General features: G+C 61.5%; 18 protein-coding genes. 8 read left to right on the top strand and 10 right to left on the bottom strand.

Annotated features, from left to right (window positions below):
- Window positions 1–29: 29 nt before the first annotated feature.
- The 3 genes from I4X03_RS10920 to I4X03_RS10910 all read left to right on the top strand — a co-directional run bounded on the left by I4X03_RS10920 (window position 30) and on the right by I4X03_RS10910 (window position 2,689).
- Window positions 30–1,136 (top strand): ribonucleotide-diphosphate reductase subunit beta, encoded by a 1,107-nt coding sequence (locus I4X03_RS10920; RefSeq protein WP_370660506.1) that lies wholly within the window; start codon window positions 30–32, stop codon window positions 1,134–1,136.
- Window positions 1,137–1,320: 184 nt separating this feature from the next.
- A complete protein-coding gene (locus I4X03_RS10915) occupies window positions 1,321–2,307 on the top strand; it encodes a tetratricopeptide repeat protein (RefSeq protein WP_223468253.1) in 987 nt (328 codons plus the stop codon).
- Between the two features lie 220 nt (window positions 2,308–2,527).
- Window positions 2,528–2,689, top strand: a complete 162-nt coding sequence (locus I4X03_RS10910; RefSeq protein ID WP_223468252.1) for a hypothetical protein — start codon at window positions 2,528–2,530, stop codon at window positions 2,687–2,689.
- A gap of 921 nt (window positions 2,690–3,610) precedes the next feature.
- Here I4X03_RS10910 and I4X03_RS10905 read toward each other — a convergent pair.
- Window positions 3,611–4,474: a hypothetical protein gene (locus I4X03_RS10905; protein ID WP_223468251.1), complete on the bottom strand. Its 864-nt coding sequence runs from the start codon at window positions 4,472–4,474 to the stop codon at window positions 3,611–3,613.
- The gene (locus I4X03_RS10900) at window positions 4,435–4,605 is read right to left on the bottom strand and encodes a hypothetical protein (protein WP_223468250.1); all 171 of its coding nucleotides are present in this window, start codon (window positions 4,603–4,605) and stop codon (window positions 4,435–4,437) included. Before I4X03_RS10900 ends, I4X03_RS10905 begins: the two co-directional genes overlap by 40 nt.
- Window positions 4,606–4,765: 160 nt before the next feature.
- Between I4X03_RS10900 and I4X03_RS10895 the strand changes: the two genes are divergently transcribed.
- Entirely contained in the window at window positions 4,766–5,296 is a 531-nt protein-coding gene (locus I4X03_RS10895) for a YggT family protein (RefSeq protein WP_370660505.1), read from the top strand.
- Window positions 5,293–5,601, top strand: a complete 309-nt coding sequence (locus I4X03_RS10890) for a DUF167 domain-containing protein (protein WP_223468249.1) — start codon at window positions 5,293–5,295, stop codon at window positions 5,599–5,601. The genes I4X03_RS10895 and I4X03_RS10890 overlap by 4 nt, the downstream gene beginning before the upstream one ends.
- A gap of 44 nt (window positions 5,602–5,645) precedes the next feature.
- On the opposite strand, the gene I4X03_RS10885 is transcribed toward I4X03_RS10890, so the two are convergent.
- The 8 genes from I4X03_RS10885 to I4X03_RS10850 all read right to left on the bottom strand — a co-directional run bounded on the left by I4X03_RS10885 (window position 5,646) and on the right by I4X03_RS10850 (window position 12,745).
- The gene (locus I4X03_RS10885) at window positions 5,646–6,587 is read right to left on the bottom strand and encodes a carbohydrate kinase family protein (protein ID WP_223468248.1); all 942 of its coding nucleotides are present in this window, start codon (window positions 6,585–6,587) and stop codon (window positions 5,646–5,648) included.
- Window positions 6,588–6,596: 9 nt separating this feature from the next.
- Window positions 6,597–8,018 carry a DUF3426 domain-containing protein gene (locus I4X03_RS10880; protein WP_223468247.1) on the bottom strand — a complete coding sequence of 474 codons (1,422 nt, stop codon included), beginning with the start codon at window positions 8,016–8,018 and terminating at the stop codon, window positions 6,597–6,599.
- Window positions 8,019–8,022: 4 nt separating this feature from the next.
- Window positions 8,023–8,973, bottom strand: a complete 951-nt coding sequence (gene prmA / locus I4X03_RS10875) for a 50S ribosomal protein L11 methyltransferase (RefSeq protein ID WP_223468246.1) — start codon at window positions 8,971–8,973, stop codon at window positions 8,023–8,025.
- Window positions 8,970–10,370: an acetyl-CoA carboxylase biotin carboxylase subunit gene (gene accC / locus I4X03_RS10870; RefSeq protein ID WP_223468245.1), complete on the bottom strand. Its 1,401-nt coding sequence runs from the start codon at window positions 10,368–10,370 to the stop codon at window positions 8,970–8,972. Before accC ends, prmA begins: the two co-directional genes overlap by 4 nt.
- A gap of 91 nt (window positions 10,371–10,461) precedes the next feature.
- Entirely contained in the window at window positions 10,462–10,926 is a 465-nt protein-coding gene (gene accB, locus I4X03_RS10865; RefSeq protein ID WP_223468244.1) for an acetyl-CoA carboxylase biotin carboxyl carrier protein, read from the bottom strand.
- 88 nt (window positions 10,927–11,014) lie between these two features.
- Entirely contained in the window at window positions 11,015–11,452 is a 438-nt protein-coding gene (gene aroQ / locus I4X03_RS10860) for a type II 3-dehydroquinate dehydratase (protein WP_223468243.1), read from the bottom strand.
- 99 nt (window positions 11,453–11,551) lie between these two features.
- On the bottom strand, window positions 11,552–12,112 hold the full coding sequence (locus I4X03_RS10855) for a redoxin family protein (RefSeq protein WP_223468572.1): 561 nt from the start codon (window positions 12,110–12,112) through the stop codon (window positions 11,552–11,554).
- Window positions 12,113–12,115: 3 nt separating this feature from the next.
- Window positions 12,116–12,745 carry a hypothetical protein gene (locus I4X03_RS10850; protein ID WP_223468242.1) on the bottom strand — a complete coding sequence of 210 codons (630 nt, stop codon included), beginning with the start codon at window positions 12,743–12,745 and terminating at the stop codon, window positions 12,116–12,118.
- A gap of 82 nt (window positions 12,746–12,827) precedes the next feature.
- Here I4X03_RS10850 and mpl point away from each other — a divergent pair, with 82 nt between their 5' ends.
- Genes mpl through I4X03_RS10835 form a run of 3 tightly spaced genes read left to right on the top strand, consistent with a single transcriptional unit; the run spans window position 12,828 to window position 15,351 of the window.
- Window positions 12,828–14,192: a UDP-N-acetylmuramate:L-alanyl-gamma-D-glutamyl-meso-diaminopimelate ligase gene (mpl, locus tag I4X03_RS10845; RefSeq protein WP_223468241.1), complete on the top strand. Its 1,365-nt coding sequence runs from the start codon at window positions 12,828–12,830 to the stop codon at window positions 14,190–14,192.
- Entirely contained in the window at window positions 14,189–14,782 is a 594-nt protein-coding gene (locus tag I4X03_RS10840; protein WP_223468240.1) for a YqiA/YcfP family alpha/beta fold hydrolase, read from the top strand. Before mpl ends, I4X03_RS10840 begins: the two co-directional genes overlap by 4 nt.
- Window positions 14,779–15,351, top strand: a complete 573-nt coding sequence (locus I4X03_RS10835; RefSeq protein WP_223468239.1) for a chorismate--pyruvate lyase family protein — start codon at window positions 14,779–14,781, stop codon at window positions 15,349–15,351. The genes I4X03_RS10840 and I4X03_RS10835 overlap by 4 nt, the downstream gene beginning before the upstream one ends.
- Window positions 15,352–15,354: the final 3 nt, after the last annotated feature.

Here is a 15,354-nt window from a genome sequence, read left to right as displayed (position 1 = left end):
GCGGCAGCTCCTAGCAAAGGAAATACACTATGTTGTCATGGGATGAAGAAACAACGCCAGCAGCCCGTCCGGTACCAATGGGCGCCGCCGAGCCGGAAGCAGATGCTGCGCTGGTAGCCAAGCGCGTCAGCGCGGACGACAAGCGCATCATCAACGGCAAGACCGACGTCAACCAGCTGGTGCCGTTCAAGTACAAGTGGGCGTGGGACAAGTACCTGGCCGGCTGCGCCAACCACTGGATGCCGCAGGAAGTGAACATGCAGCGCGACATCGAGCTGTGGAAGAACCCGAACGGCCTGACCGACGACGAGCGTCGCCTGGTCAAGCGCAACCTCGGCTTCTTCGTCACCGCCGACTCGCTGGCCGCTAACAACATCGTGCTGGGCACCTACCGCCACATCACGGCGCCGGAATGCCGCCAGTACCTGCTGCGCCAGGCGTTCGAAGAGGCGATCCACACCCACGCCTACCAGTACATCGTGGAGTCGCTGGGCCTGGACGAAGCCGAGATCTTCAACGCCTACAACGAAGTCAAGTCGATCCGCGACAAGGATGAATTCCTGATTCCATTCATCAACACGCTGACCGACCCGGCGTTCACCACCGGCACCACCGAAAACGACCAGAAGCTGCTCAAGTCGCTGATCGTGTTCGCTTGCCTGATGGAAGGCCTGTTCTTCTACGTCGGCTTCACCCAGATCCTGGCGCTTGGCCGCCAGAACAAGATGATGGGCGCGGCGGAGCAGTACCAGTACATCCTGCGCGACGAGTCGATGCATTGCAATTTCGGTATCGACTTGATCAACACGATCAAGATGGAAAACCCGCAGCTGTGGACGGCTGAGTTCCGTGAAGAAATCAAGCAGCTGTTCCTGCAGGCGGTCGACCTGGAATACGCGTACGCCGAAGACACCATGCCACGCGGCGTGCTGGGCTTGAACGCGACGATGTTCAAGGGTTACCTGCGCTTCATCGCAAACCGCCGCGCGACCCAGATCGGTCTCGAGACGCTGTTCGCCCAGGAAGAAAATCCATTCCCATGGATGAGCGAAATGATCGACCTGAAGAAAGAGCGCAACTTCTTCGAGACTCGCGTCACCGAATACCAGACCGGCGGCGCGCTGAACTGGGAATAAGTTGTTCTATATATAGAGGGGGCGTTTCAGCCTCAATCGACAGCCCGCGCAAGCGGGCTTTTTTTCGTCCCGAGAAAATAGTGCCATGTGCATATGTTGCATCTTTTGCAAAGATATCGGACACTTCCTTCGGCGCTGCAAATACACGCCGCCGACTTTGACCACTACAGGACTCTGACAAAAAATGAAAAACACATCGACCTTGGGCCTGGGCGCACTCGCGCTCGGCATGCTGATGGCTGGCCAGGCTGTCGCGGCGGACGAATACCATGCGCTGCTGAAGGACCGGAAGTTCGCGGAAGTCGAAAAGGCCACCACGGCGAAGCTGGCAAAAGATCCTGCCGACGCCAGCGCGATGATCGCGCGCACCAAGGCGATTCTTGGCGCCCGCGACGGCCGCTTCGACGAAGCGGCGGCGCAGGCAGAAAAGTGCGTTGCCAGGCATCCCGAGAATGGCGCCTGCCATACCGCGCTCGGAAAAGCGCTGGGCACGAAAGCGGTGGCTGGAGGTATCACGTCGGCCATCGGCTATGCCGGATCGATTCGCGACGCGTTTAAAAAAGCGGTCGAACTCAACCCGCGCGATTACGAAGCCCGCTTCGCTTTGCTCGACTATTACATGATGGCGCCGTTTATCGTCGGCGGGGGCGATGCCAAAGCCAAGGCGCTGGCGCGTGAGACCGTCAGCCTGAATGCCGAAGCGGCAAAGCTGATGAACGTCAGCCTCGACTTAAAGGAAGAAAACATCGCCAAGGCGGAGGCCGGCGCGCTGGCCCTCAAGCCGGGTGACGACGATGCAATCGCGCAGCGTCATGAAGAGCAGTTGATGGCAGTGGGCGTCACCCACTTGAGCGAGAAGAAGTACAGCGACGCGACCCGGGTCCTCGGCGAAGCACAGAAGCGCTACCCGGATAGCCCGACGATCGCATACTCGATCGCGCGCGTTCATCAGGAGCAGGGCAAACATCGCGAAGCGCTCGCCATCCTGGACCAGGTCGTGATCAAGACGCCGCTGCCGCATGTCCACTATCGGATGGCGAAGTCGCTGCAAGCGCTGGGCGACAAGCCGAAGGCTGCTGCGGCTTTCGAGAAAGCGCTGTCGTTCAAAACCGGGCTCGCGAAAACCATGCGTGCGGATGCCGAAGAACAGCTCAAGGCATTGAAAACCTGACGACCTTCTTGACGTCGAATGCGCGCGACTAAGTTTGCGCGCGCATCTCGCACGTTCAAGTTGTGGAAAAATCCCAACGCTTTGCGATGCGGTGCGCACGCGCGCGCGACACGCGCGCATCGGTCTGTTCCCGTCGCGCAAAAAGCCAGGCGCGTTCGTCGAGCGCAATCGAATTTTCGGGTCGGCGTGAGGCGATAACAAGCCGCGGTTCGCGCGTCGAATGACGGCGATGGCGGTCCGCGCGACGGCGCTTCGGCGGACGCTCGCCGGTTCAAAAAAAGGCGCGCAGTGGCCGTCCGCGACGCGCCTGTTTTCTCTTCTTTCGTCACCCGCAGACATCGAGCCCATGCGCTTCACGGCGCGCTTCGTCGCGCCCCATTAATCGCATGACGGATACGCTCGTCAAAATATTTTTTCGTGACTAATCAATGCATTGCGATTTTCATCAGCGCGAAATGCAGTGAGGGAGCGGGCGCGGTGACGCGTCCCAAACCAGAGATGCGATGCGGCGATGTACTCGCCCAGGTGGTCCTTGATGCTCTGCTTTTCGCTGGTGTGACACAGCGATAAATTTGGCGCCAGGCGTCAGAGTCGATGCCCATCTGTTCGCGTTCCGATGCGCTTGAATCGAATATCGCATGGCGTTTCGGAGGCGCGATCACGCGGATCGTGCGGCGCGAAAAGCGCGCGGCCAACATGCGCGAACGATCGTCCCGATGCGCGTCCGCGGCGTGCGAATCACGCGCGAAGAAACCGATTCTTCAATCCATTCGCGCCGATGTCGCACATCGCATTTTCAAAACGCGCACGAAACTTCGGTGCGCCAGTTGCGCACTGACAAGGTTTTCGTGTACTTTACGTGATTGAATTTGTCAAAACGTGAATGTGTGTTTTTGAATCACGCGCGATGGCAAACAAACGAATAAAAATGGGAAGTTGAATCCAACAGATATGCACTTAAGCACACGTCGAAAACACTGAGCCGCACTGCCCGATTTGTTCGGGCATGGCGGCTTTTTTATTTCGCGCATCTGCAGGCGCTTGTCGGACGCAGCATCCCGGAACACCGAATTTGTCGTATCTGAAGTTTAGATTTTTTTACCGTCCCGGCAAGAGTGGGCGGAAACGACTATGGCTGAAGTGCTGCAATCGTGAGGAGTTGCAGCAGTTCAGCTGGTGCCGAATTCATTAGCGCAAACGCGAGAACCAGTTTGTGCCGATGAATAATTCGCCTGGCCTGACTATCGGTCGGACGGGTTTAAATCTTGTAAGTTGAATCTATCCCATCGAAGATGAAGGAGAATCACATGGCAACAGCCGCTAAGAAATCCGCAGTAAAGAAGCCGGCCGCGAAAGCCGCCGCCGCCAAGCCAGCAGCGAAAGCTGCTGCAAAACCAGCTGTTAAGAAAGCAGTCGCCAAGCCAGCAGCTAAGCCAGCCGCAAAGAAAGCAGCAGCGAAGCCAGCAGCAAAGCCTGCAGTCAAGAAGGCAGCAGCAAAGCCAGTAGCGAAGAAGGCAGCAGCAAAGCCAGTAGCGAAGAAGGCAGCAGCGAAGCCAGCAGCAAAGCCAGCAGCGAAGAAGGCAGCGGCTAAGCCAGCAGCGAAGAAGACCGTGTCGAAGGCAGCAGCTAAGCCAGCAGCAAAAAAAGCGGCAGCTAAGCCAGTCGCCAAGAAAGCAGCAGCTAAGCCGGTAGCAAAAAAGGCAGCAGCCAAGCCAGCAGCGAAGAAGACCGTGTCGAAAGCAGCAGCTAAGCCAGCAGCAAAAAAAGCAGCAGCCAAGCCAGCAGCTAAAAAAGCAGCAGCGAAGCCAGTAGCTAAGAAAGCAGCAGCGAAGCCAGCAGCCAAGAAGACCGCATCGAAAGCAGCAGCTAAGCCAGCAGCAAAGAAGGTAGCAGCTAAGCCAGCAGCCAAGAAGCCAGTCGCTAAAAAAGCCGCAGCGAAGCCAGCAGCCAAGAAAGCAGCCGCGAAGCCAGCAGCAAAAAAAGCGGCCGCTAAGCCAGCGGCTAAAAAGGCAACGGCAAAGCCAGCAGCTAAGCCGGCAGTAAAAAAAGCGGCAGCGAAGCCAGCAGCAAAAGCAGCAGCGAAGCCAGCGGCCAAGCCAGCAGCCAAGCCAGCAGCCAAGCCAGCAGCTAAGCCAGCAGCCAAGCCAGCAGCGAAAGTAGCCGCCAAGCCGGCAGCGCCAGCAGCCAAACCAGCAGCAGCTCCAGCGGCGAAGCCAGCAGCAGCTCCTGAAAAGGCAGCAGCACCTGCGCCAGCTCCAGCACCAGCAGCGAAAACCGTTCTGGCGCCAGCAGCAGCATGGCCTTTCCCGACCAGCAGCCGTCCGTAATAGCCAGCTGTGCCTGGATCAGGCAAAATACCGCTGTGTGACACGTTTCACACAGCGGTTTTTTTTTGTGCGCCAGCAAAGGTTCACATGACGGCGCGCTTGCGCGGCCTGCCCATTATCAAGGAGTCCTCGTGCTCGTAATTCTCAAGTTGATCGTCGATGCGGTTGCCACCATCCTGGGCGGCATCCTGTTGCTGCGTTTCTGGATGCAGGCGATCCGCGTGCGCCCGCCCAACTCGGTGGCGCAATTTACCTTTACCCTGACCGACTGGCTGGTGCGCCCGTTGCGCCGGATCGTGCCGGGCGTCGGCGGCTATGACTGGGCCAGCCTGATTGGCGCCTTCCTGATCGTGCTGCTGGCCACTTCCGTGGTGCTGCTTACCGGTGCGTCCGGCGAGGCGATGTTCCTGCTGGCGCTATACCGGTTCCTCACCTGGATCATCTACGGCTTCATCGCGCTCCTGATCATCGAGGCGATCTTCAGCTGGGTGAACCCGCAAGCGCCGCTCGCACCGTTCGTACGCGCCCTGAACGACCCGCTGCTGCGTCCATTGCGCAAAGTGGTGCCGTTGGTAGGCGGGCTTGACCTGTCGCTGCTGGTGGCCCTGATACTGCTGCAGATCGCCCAGGTCGTGCTGGGCATGGTGTTCGGCTTCCGGTGAGCCGCGCCTGGTGCTCCGCGCTCCCTGGCGGAGTGCGGCTGGCCGTCCAGGTCACCCCGAACGCAAAGAAGACAGAAGTGATTGGGGTGCTGGACGATGCCCTCAAGCTGAAGCTGCAGGCGCAGCCGATCGAGGGCAAGGCCAATGAGGCGCTGGTGCGCTACCTGGCCGAGACGCTCTCGGTGCCGCGCAGCGCGGTCACCGTCACCCATGGACAGGCCAGCAAACGTAAGCTGGTCGAGGTGCGGTCGGCGGGGCTCACGGTCGACGCGGTCGAAAGTCGCTTGCTGCCATCGAATTTGTAGGTCGGATAGGCAAAGCGCATCCGCCCTACGGTATAACTCAGGCTTTAAGGGAGCTTGTACCCGAAAGCCGCTTCAAACTTTTCCGCGATTTCCTGCTTCGTGAACGAGTGATTCTGTCCGCCCTGGTGGGCGATCTTGAGCGCGCCCAGCAGGCTGGCCAGGCGGCCGGTCGTCGGCCAGTCCCAGCCATTGGTGATGCCGTGCAGGAGGCCGGCGCGGAAGGCGTCGCCGCAGCCGGTCGGGTCGACCACCGCAGTGGCCTTCACGCATGGAATCTCGAACCGCTCGCCATTGGCGTAAATTTCCGAACCCTTCTCTCCGCGCGTGACGATCAGCGCGTCCAGACGGCCGGCGATCTGCGGCAGCGTCAGGCCGGTACGGTCCATCAGCATCTCGAATTCGTAGTCATTGGCCGCGACGTAGCTGGCTTCATTGATGAACTGGATCAGCTCCTCGCCGCTGAACATCGGCAGCTGCTGGCCCGGGTCGAACATGAACGGCACTTTCAGGCTTGCGCAGTCGTGCGCGTGCTTGAGCATGCCGTCGCGGCCGTCCGGCGCGATGATGGCCACGCGGACCGCGCCCACGTCAGCGACATTATTCTCGTGCGAGAACTGCATTGCGCCGGGGTGGAAGGCGTTGATCTGGTTGTTGTCGAGGTCCGCGGTGACGAAGCATTGCGCGGTGTAGGCATGGCCGATGGTGCGGATGGCGCGCGTTTCGATGCCCAGCTTGGCGAGGCGGTCGAGATACTCGCCGCCGTCCTGGCCGATGGTGGCCATGATCAAAGGATCGCCGCCCAGCATCTGCAGGTTATACGCGACGTTGGCCGAGCATCCGCCGTATTCGGTGCGCAGGGTCGGGACCAGGAACGAGACGTTGACCTTGTGGAGCTGGTCGGCCAGCAGCGTTTCGCCGAAACGGCCTTGGTATTGCATGATTTTGTCGAACGCGAGCGAGCCGCAGATCAGCGAGGTCTTGGTCATGGTGAAGCCTTATGGGTAGAAAACGGCGATGCGATAGCCAGATGCTTTGACCTGGCTGAGTTCAAAATAGAGCCGGACCGGCTGTTCGCTGCGGGCGGCAAAGCCTTTCGCTGGAGCGACGTCCTTCGGCAGGTATTCGGCCGGCGTGAAGACGCGCCGCAGCACAGTCTTGTTGTCGGCATCGGTGAGCGCCAGTTCGATGTTCGGCCAGGCCTGGATCAGGCGGCCCTGGTTGCGCAGTGAGGTCGTCAGCAGGAAGGTGTCGCCGGAGATGGTCTCCAATTCACCTGTCTCAATCGCCAGCTCGTCGATCTGGGCCGGCAGCGCGATGCGGCAGCCAAAGACCGCACAGGTTCCGGACAGTACCGGCGTCAGCGCCGGGAACTGGGCCGCGAGCGAATTGCGGAAGGTCGTCATCGCCTGGATCAGCAGCGCGAGCACCAGGATGGCCGAGCCGATGATCATGGCGAGGCGGCGGGTGCGGCTGGCTTTTTCAAGCAGGCGTCCGCGCCGCATGAATTCAGGTTCGTCGTGATCGGGTGCGACCGGTTCTGGCGGCGGTGCGGGGCGCGGCGCCGGAGGGCGTGGCTTGCGGCCGGCCTTGCGCGCGGCAGGAGCAGGGCGCGGCAGCGCAGGCACCTCGAGCGCGTCGTGTGGTTCGGCCGGCGACGATTCGCGCATCAGCAGGACGGCAGGATCGGGCCCGGTGATGTCTTCAGGGATGGCGCTGGCGACCAGTTCTTCGTCCGGAACCAGCTCGGTATGCAGGTCTTCCGCGGGCAAAGGCGATGGGCGAAGGCGAATTTCGGCTTCAGGCGGAGGCTCGGGGATCTGTTCTGGTTCCGGGAGCGGCTCAACTGGCAGCTCAGGTTCTGGATCCGGTTCGGGCGCACGCTCTGGCTCCGGCTCCGGCTCTGGTTCTGGTTCGGGCTCCGGTTCCGGTTCCGGTTCCGGCTCGGGTTCTGGTTCCGGTTCCAATGCCGGCTCCGGCTCAGGCTCAGGCGCAGGCTCCGGCTCAGGCTCCGGCTCCGGCTCCGGCTCCGGCTCAGGCTCAGGCTCAGACTGGGGTTCCTGCTCCGGTTCCGGCGCGTCGACAGCGTCGGTCCCTCCCTGCGGCGCCAGCGAAGCCGGATCGATCGCGGTATCGAAATCGAGGGTGTAGAACTGCTCTACGCTGTCAGCTTGTGACGGCTCGGGTGCGGCAGCTTCTTGGTCGACCGGGGAGTCTTCGGGGGGAGGTGATTCAGGTTCGACGGCGGCCGGTACCGGTTCTGGTTCAGGCGCGGGCGCCTCCAGGTTGACCAGCATGGCGCTTCCGTCGAAGACCTCGTTGCAGGAGCCGCACCGCACGATCCCCCCACGCAGCTTGAGCTGGTCCGCAGCGACCCGGAAGGTCGTGTGGCAGTGGGGGCAGCGTGTGGCGAGCGCCATGCCTTTACCCGGCAGGTGAACGTGCCGGCGGTACGGTGTCGCTTCCCATCCGGCCGTGCAGGGCAACCCAGCCGTCCTGCTCCGCCCAGACGCCCAGCTTGATGAATGGCGCGTAAGCCTGGGCGACTTCGTCGGCCTGGCGCGCGAGCACGCCCGACAGGATCAGTGCGCCGCCAGGAGCGACGCGGCCAGCCAGCATCGGCGCCATCAGCTTCAATGGGCTCGACAGGATGTTCGCGACGACAGTGTCGAAGCGCCCGCTGGCGTGGTCCGGCTTGGCGGTGGCCAGCTGGTCCGGCAGGTAGTAGGTGATCTCGCAGTTGTTACGCTCTGCGTTGTCCTTGGCCGACTCGATCGCCTGAGGATCGATATCGACGCCGGCGACGTCGCCAGCGCCCATCTTTTTGGCGACCATCGCCAAGATTCCCGAGCCGCAGCCGTAATCGAGCACCGACTTGCCGGGAGCTGGGTGCGCCTCCAGCCATTCCATGCACAGGCGGGTGGTCGGGTGGCTGCCGGTACCGAAGGCCAGGCCCGGATCGAGTTCGAGGATCAGGCCATCCGGATCCGGCGCTTCGTGCCAGCTCGGGACCACCCAGATGTTCTTGCCGATGTGGATAGGTGCGAACTGCGACTGCGTCAGGCGTACCCAGTCCTCGTCCGCCACCGCGCGGGTGGTGAACGACGGCACGCTGGCCAGCTTGATGGCAGCCGCGGCTTCCGCGACGATTTCGGCCTGGTCGGCGTCGACGTCGGTCAGCGCGACCACGCGGCTATGCTCCCACGCCGCTTCGGCCGGCTCCATGCCAGGTTCGCCAAACAGCGGCTTTTCCTGGTCGGTGCCTTCATCGGCGTCTTCCACCGAGACCGACAGCGCACCCGCTTCCATCAGGGCGTCGGACAGTGCCTCTGCGTGTTCGCGTGCGATCTCGATGACGACTTCGGTCCAGCTCATACTGCTGCCTTAACTTCCGATTTGGTGGCGATGCTGCCGGCCTTCGGCAGGTCCGGCTTGTTGGCCAGCTTCTGCTCGAGGTAGTGAATGTTCGTGCCGCCCTCGATGAAGCGGGCGTCGACCATCAGTTCGCGGTGCAGCGGGATATTCGTGAGAATACCCTCGACGACCATTTCCGACAGCGCGATCTGCATGCGGCGGATCGCCTGGTCGCGGGTAGCGCCGTAGGCGATGACCTTGCCGATCATCGAGTCGTAGTGCGGCGGCACGTAGTAGCCGGCGTACGAATGCGAGTCAACGCGGATGCCAGGGCCGCCCGGTGGGTGCCATGCATTGATGCGGCCAGGCGACGGGGTGAACTTGAACGGGTCTTCCGCGTTGATGCGGCACTCGATCGCGTGGCCCGACAACATGATGTCGCGCTGCTTGAAGCGCAGCTTTTCGCCGGCGGCGATGCGGATCTGTTCTTGAACGATGTCGATCCCGGTGATCATCTCGGTGACCGGATGCTCAACCTGGACGCGGGTGTTCATTTCGATGAAGTAGAACTCGCCGTTCTCGTACAGGAACTCGAACGTGCCGGCGCCGCGGTAGCCGATCTTGCGGCAGGCTTCGGCGCAGCGGTCGCCGATCTTTTCGATCAGCTTGCGCGGGATGCCCGGCGCTGGCGCTTCTTCGATCACCTTCTGGTGGCGGCGCTGCATCGAGCAGTCGCGTTCGCCGAGCCAGACAGCTTGCTTGTGTTCGTCGGCGAGGACCTGGATCTCGATGTGGCGAGGATTCTCCAGGTATTTCTCCATATAGACTTCAGGATTGCCGAAAGCGGTACCAGCTTCGGTCTTGGTCATCGCGACCGCGTTCAGCAGCGCAGCTTCGGTATGCACCACGCGCATGCCGCGTCCGCCGCCGCCGCCGGCCGCCTTGATGATGACCGGATAGCCGACCTTGCGGGCGATCTGAATGATTTCTTTCGGGTCGTCCGGCAGCGCGCCTTCCGAACCGGGCACGCATGGCACGCCGGTACGGATCATCGCCTGCTTGGCCGAGACCTTGTCGCCCATCAGGCGGATCGATTCGGAACGCGGGCCAATGAAGACGAAGCCGGATTTTTCAACGCGTTCGGCGAAGTCGGCGTTCTCGGACAGGAAGCCATAACCCGGGTGGATCGCTTCGGCGTCGGTGACTTCGGCGGCACTGATAATGGCCGGCATGTTCAGATAGCTCAGCGCCGATTGCGCAGGGCCGATGCAGACCGATTCGTCGGCCAGCTTGACGTACTTTGCGTCTTTGTCAGCTTCCGAGTGGACGACGACCGTCTTGATGCCCATCTCGCGGCAGGCGCGCTGGATGCGTAGCGCGATTTCACCACGGTTGGCGATAAGGATTTTTTCAAACATAGGTTCGGTGTTTCTGTGAGTGCCGGCCAAAGCCGGGAACAACATGGGAACGCCAGGATGGCTGCGGCACCGGGTGCCGCACGCGCTGTCCTTAGCCGATCACAAACAATGGCTGGCCGAATTCGACTGGCTGGCCATTCTCGACCAGGATCTTGGTCACGGTGCCGGAAACGTCGGCATCGATTTCATTCAGGAGCTTCATCGCTTCGATGATGCAGAGGGTTTCGCCTTCCTTGATGGTGGAACCGACTTCAACGAACGCTGCCGCGCCTGGGGCGGACGAACGGTAGAAGGTGCCAACCATTGGCGACTTGACGATGTGGCCAGTTTCAACGGCGGCAACCGGCGCTGCGGCGGCTTCGACCGGCGCGCTGGCGTGCATTGGCGCCGAGTATTGCTGCTGCATTTGCTGCGGCTGCATCATTACCATTTGGCCTTGCGGGTTTGCGGACGACTTGACGATGCGTACTTTGCTCTCGCCCTCAGTCACTTCGAGTTCGGCGATGTCCGACTCGGCAACGAGGTCGATCAATGTCTTGAGTTTTCGTAAATCCATGTGAAACCCCTTGGAATTATTGTGTAATTAAGAGTATGCGATGCTGCCGGATCGGGCCGCTCGCGCAAATGCGTGAAGATGACGAAGATTAACGCTTTTTAAGGGCAAAGTCGATGGCAAGGCGATATCCATCCGTGCCCAGGCCGCAGATCGTTCCCTGCGCGATTGCTGACAAGAATGAGTGGTGACGAAACTCTTCGCGTTGGTAGATATTTGAGATATGCACCTCGACAAAGGGAATCGCCACGCCCGCCAGGGCGTCGCGCAAGGCGACACTGGTGTGGGTCAGTCCGCCCGGATTGATGACGATCATCTCCACGCCGTCCGTTTTAGCGGCGTGAATACGGTCGATCAGCGCACCTTCGTGATTACTTTGAAAGCAAGTAAGCGTCGCTCCCGCTGCGCCAGCCTGGGCTGTTGCAGCGCTTTCGATGTCGGCCAGGGTCGCTGCGCCATACACCTCAGGCTCCCGGGTTCCCAGCAAATTCAGGTTGGGTCCGTTGAGCAGAAGTAGCTTTTTTGCCATAGTTAAAGGTCGTTTTCCGCGAAAGTCTGGCATTTTGCCGCCAACGATGGGCATTGGCAAGGGAAAATAATGCCCTTCTGAAATGGTACGGTCGTGCGTTTAAAGGCCCAGTGCCGCCAGGTCTGCCTTGAGCTCGGCAAATTTCAGGCGGCCCAGATAAGTCTTGCGGACCTGACCATCCGGACCGATCAGTACAGTGTACGGCAAGCCACCGCTGGCGTTGCCGAATTCACGCGCCAGTTCGGTTCCGCGCAAGCCGGAGACATATAGCGGGTAGGAGATCTTGAATTTCTCGGCAAATTGGGCAATGTTGGCAGGCGAATCGATGCCGATGCCGATGATGTTGATGTTCTTCTTGACGCTTTCCTTGGCCAGCTCATCGAGCTCCGGCATTTCTTCGACGCAGGGTGCGCACCACGGCGCCCAGAAGTTCACCACCAGCGCCTTGCCTTTCCATTGGGCCAGCGCCTGGCTGGCGCCTTGCGAATCGTTCATGGTTTCGGCGAACAAGGCCGACACCGGCGTATGCGGGCGGCCATCGGTCGGCGCAATCTTGGTGGTGATCGGGTCAGCTTGCTTTTTATGCACGCCGACATAAGCGCCCATGGCGGCAAAGGTGGCGGCGATGATAATGTAGAAGAGCAGGTTTTTCTTGTTGATCATTTAGGGTTCATTCAAGTCGGGTGAAGCTTCAATCAGCGCGCGCACCGTGTCGATGTCGGCGCGCTGCGGGCGACCGTCGGCGCGCGGCTTGAGCGCGCCGCGCAGGTCGTTCAGGTCATACACTTCCACATGCACGCCTTCGCGGCGCCACATGAAACTGATGGTCTCGACCGGGTCATGGCGGGCGCCCTTGAAGTGCGGGGTCTCGGAAAGCTCGATATCGACGTCGCGATTCAACAAGAAGATCTCGACATCCTTCGGACTCTCAACAAACAATTGTAAATGAATATCGTCATGCTCTCCGGCTGTACCGTTGAGTACCGCGCCGGTCAGGTAGGGCGAGAACGGCGATAACGCCTGCATTACCTGCAGCGCAGTCTCGCGCAACTCGCGCAGGCGGGCCGGCTGGGTGGCGGACTGGAACAGGGCAATGTACTGGCGGACTTCTTCCTCGACCTGGAAGTTGTCGGGCATCAGGTTGGCAGCGGGCCGCTCGTCGCCCAGGACCTGGGTGGCGGCCTTGCGCTTGGCAGTGGCGTAGTCGGCGCCGTCTTGCGCAATCATGCGCGCGGCGACGGCAGCAATTTGCGAGCGCAACTGCTGGAGATCGTCGTTCTGGTTAGGCATCATGACAAGATCATACTCTTGAACGGAAAATGCCACCGTGTCGGGTAAAATCGCGTATTCCGACTTTTGCCAACACAACACAACCATGCATATTCACATCCTCGGTATTTGCGGCACCTTCATGGGCGGCCTTGCTGTTTTGGCAAAAGAGGCGGGCCACAAGGTGACCGGCTGCGATGCCAACGTCTATCCGCCGATGAGCACCCAGCTCGAAGCGCAAGGCATCGAGCTGATCACCGGTTTCGGCCCGGAGCAAACCCAGCTGAACCCCGACCTGTACGTGATCGGCAACGTCGTCTCGCGCGGCAACCCGCTGATCGAAGAGATACTGAACAAGAGCCTGCCGTATGTATCCGGTCCGCAGTGGATCGGCGAACATATCCTGCGCGACAAATGGGTCCTGGCCGTGGCCGGTACGCATGGCAAGACCACCACCTCGGCGATGCTGGCCTGGATCCTTGAAGATGCCGGCTATTCGCCGGGCTTCCTGATCGGCGGCGTCCCGATGAACTTCGGCATTTCGGCGCGCCTGCAAGGCGCCACGCCATCGGACTTCTTCGTCATCGAGGCCGACGAGTACGACACCGCCTTCTTCGACAAGCGCAGCAAGTTCGTCCACTACCACGCCAAGACCGCGGTACTGAATAATCTCGAGTACGACCATGCCGACATCTTCCCGGACATCGGCGCCATCGAAACCCAGTTCCATCACCTGGTGCGTACCGTGCCGGGTGTCGGCCGCCTGGTCGTCAACGGCGATGAGGCATCGATTGCCCGCGTGATGAAGCGCGGCTGCTGGAGCGACCAGGAATCGTTCGGCGGTTCCGACGGCGTCAACTGGACCATGGCCGAACACCCGTCGGACGGCTTCGACGTCTTGTTCAATGGTGAAGTCGTCGGCACCGTCAACTGGGGGCTGACCGGTAAGCACAACCGCTCGAACGCGCTGGCTGCGATTGCCGCGGCCCGCAATGTCGGCGTGCCGCCAGCCCAGGCTGCCGAATCGCTGGCCCGCTTTGAAAGCGTCAAGCGCCGCATGGAAGTGCGCGGCGTCGTCAACGGCATTACTGTATACGACGACTTTGCCCACCACCCGACTGCGATCGCCACCACCGTCGGCGGACTGCGCCAGAAGCTTGGCACCAGCGGGCGTATCCTGGCGGTGCTCGAGCCGCGCTCGAACACCATGAAGCTGGGCGCGATGAAGGACGCGCTGCCGGGCAGCCTGAAAGACGCCGACCTGGTGTTCGGCTTCGGCAGCCAGCAGGCGCTGGGCTGGAGCCTGGCCGACTCGTTGAAACCGCTCGGCGCGATCGCGCACAGCTTCGACCAGCTCGACTTCCTGCTCAAGGCGATTGTCGACGCTGCCCAGCCGGGCGACCACATTCTCGTGATGAGCAACGGCGGCTTCGGCGGCATCCACCAGAAGCTGCTGGAAGCGCTGGCATGACCGCCAAAGCGCACGTTTTGTATTTGCACGGATTCCGCTCTTCGCCGCGCTCGTTCAAGGCGCGCGTGGTCGGCGAGCGGATGAAAGAGCGCGGCCGTGCCAATGAGCTGATCTGCCCGCAGCTGCCGGCGTCGCCCAAGGAGGCGATGGCGCTGGTACTGACGCTGGTCGAACGCTACCCGGCCAGCCAGTTGTCCGTGATCGGTTCGTCGCTGGGCGGCTTTTACGCGACCTGGCTGGCCGAGCGGCTTGGCTGCCGCGCCGCGCTGCTGAACCCCGCAGTCGATCCGCTCGTGAATCTGGAACAGCATGTCGGCGTCACCACGGAGTACCATTCGGACAAGCCGTTCGAATTCAAGCGCGAGTACATCGACGAGCTGCGTGAGCTGAAGGTCGACCGGATTACGCGGCCGGAACGCTATTTCCTGCTCGCGGCGACCGGCGACGAGGTGCTGGATTACCGCGGTATGGTGGCGCACTATGAAGGCGCGCAGCAGCATGTCATCGACGGCAGCGACCACGCGATTCCCGAGTTTGCCCAGTATGTGGACGAAGTGCTCGATTTCTGCCTGGCGGAAGCGGCCAGGTGAGGAGCGGTTCGCTGCGCCGGGCCACCTGGCACCGGCACATCAATGGCGTCGCCGCGCCTGCGGACGTGCGCGGATGGCTCGCCACGCAAGGCTCGCTGACGGCGCGCCTGATCGCGCATAGCGAAGCGTTCCGCGTGCAGCGCCTGCACCAGAGCTCCGGCCTGTGCCTGGCCGACGAAGCGCGCGCGATCGGCATGCAGCGGCCGGGCCGGGTGTGGGAACGCGAAGTGCTGCTGCGTTGCGACGGCGTGCCGGTGGTGTTCGCGCACACGGTGGTGCCGGCATCGAGCACCGCGGCCGACTGGCCGCTGTTCTCGGCGCTGGGCGAGCGCTCGCTTGGCAGCACCCTGTTTTATGACCCGCTGGTGACGCGCGGCGAACTTGAATTTGCGCGGATACGCGCCGGCCATCCGCTGCTCGAACGCGCGCGCGCGGTGCTGGGAGCGATGGACGACCCTGTTTACTATGCGCGCCGCTGCTTGTACCGGCGCCGCAATGGAACGCTGCTGGTGACCGAGGTGTTCCTGCCCCCGGTGACCAGTCTGGCGCCCAATACACACTATAAATAAAAG

This window comes from Massilia soli (assembly GCF_016809835.1).
In the GTDB taxonomy this organism is placed as follows: domain Bacteria; phylum Pseudomonadota; class Gammaproteobacteria; order Burkholderiales; family Burkholderiaceae_D; genus Telluria_A; species Telluria_A soli.
Note: the sequence above shows the minus strand (reverse complement) of the source record. Positions and strands in the feature narration are given on the sequence as shown.

Excerpts from the sequence above, each read along its gene's own strand:
- I4X03_RS10920 (WP_370660506.1), top strand. The coding sequence starts at position 30 with ATGTTGTCATGGGATGAAGAAACAACGCCAGCAGCCCGTCCGGTACCA.
- I4X03_RS10915 (WP_223468253.1), top strand. The coding sequence starts at position 1,321 with ATGAAAAACACATCGACCTTGGGCCTGGGCGCACTCGCGCTCGGCATG.
- I4X03_RS10910 (WP_223468252.1), top strand. The coding sequence starts at position 2,528 with ATGACGGCGATGGCGGTCCGCGCGACGGCGCTTCGGCGGACGCTCGCC.
- I4X03_RS10900 (WP_223468250.1), bottom strand. The coding sequence starts at position 4,605 with ATGCTGCTGCTGGCGCCAGAACGGTTTTCGCTGCTGGTGCTGGAGCTG.
- I4X03_RS10885 (WP_223468248.1), bottom strand. The coding sequence starts at position 6,587 with ATGACCAAGACCTCGCTGATCTGCGGCTCGCTCGCGTTCGACAAAATC.
- I4X03_RS10880 (WP_223468247.1), bottom strand. The coding sequence starts at position 8,018 with ATGGCGCTCGCCACACGCTGCCCCCACTGCCACACGACCTTCCGGGTC.
- prmA (WP_223468246.1), bottom strand. The coding sequence starts at position 8,973 with ATGAGCTGGACCGAAGTCGTCATCGAGATCGCACGCGAACACGCAGAG.
- accC (WP_223468245.1), bottom strand. The coding sequence starts at position 10,370 with ATGTTTGAAAAAATCCTTATCGCCAACCGTGGTGAAATCGCGCTACGC.
- accB (WP_223468244.1), bottom strand. The coding sequence starts at position 10,926 with ATGGATTTACGAAAACTCAAGACATTGATCGACCTCGTTGCCGAGTCG.
- aroQ (WP_223468243.1), bottom strand. The coding sequence starts at position 11,452 with ATGGCAAAAAAGCTACTTCTGCTCAACGGACCCAACCTGAATTTGCTG.
- I4X03_RS10850 (WP_223468242.1), bottom strand. The coding sequence starts at position 12,745 with ATGATGCCTAACCAGAACGACGATCTCCAGCAGTTGCGCTCGCAAATT.
- mpl (WP_223468241.1), top strand. The coding sequence starts at position 12,828 with ATGCATATTCACATCCTCGGTATTTGCGGCACCTTCATGGGCGGCCTT.
- I4X03_RS10840 (WP_223468240.1), top strand. The coding sequence starts at position 14,189 with ATGACCGCCAAAGCGCACGTTTTGTATTTGCACGGATTCCGCTCTTCG.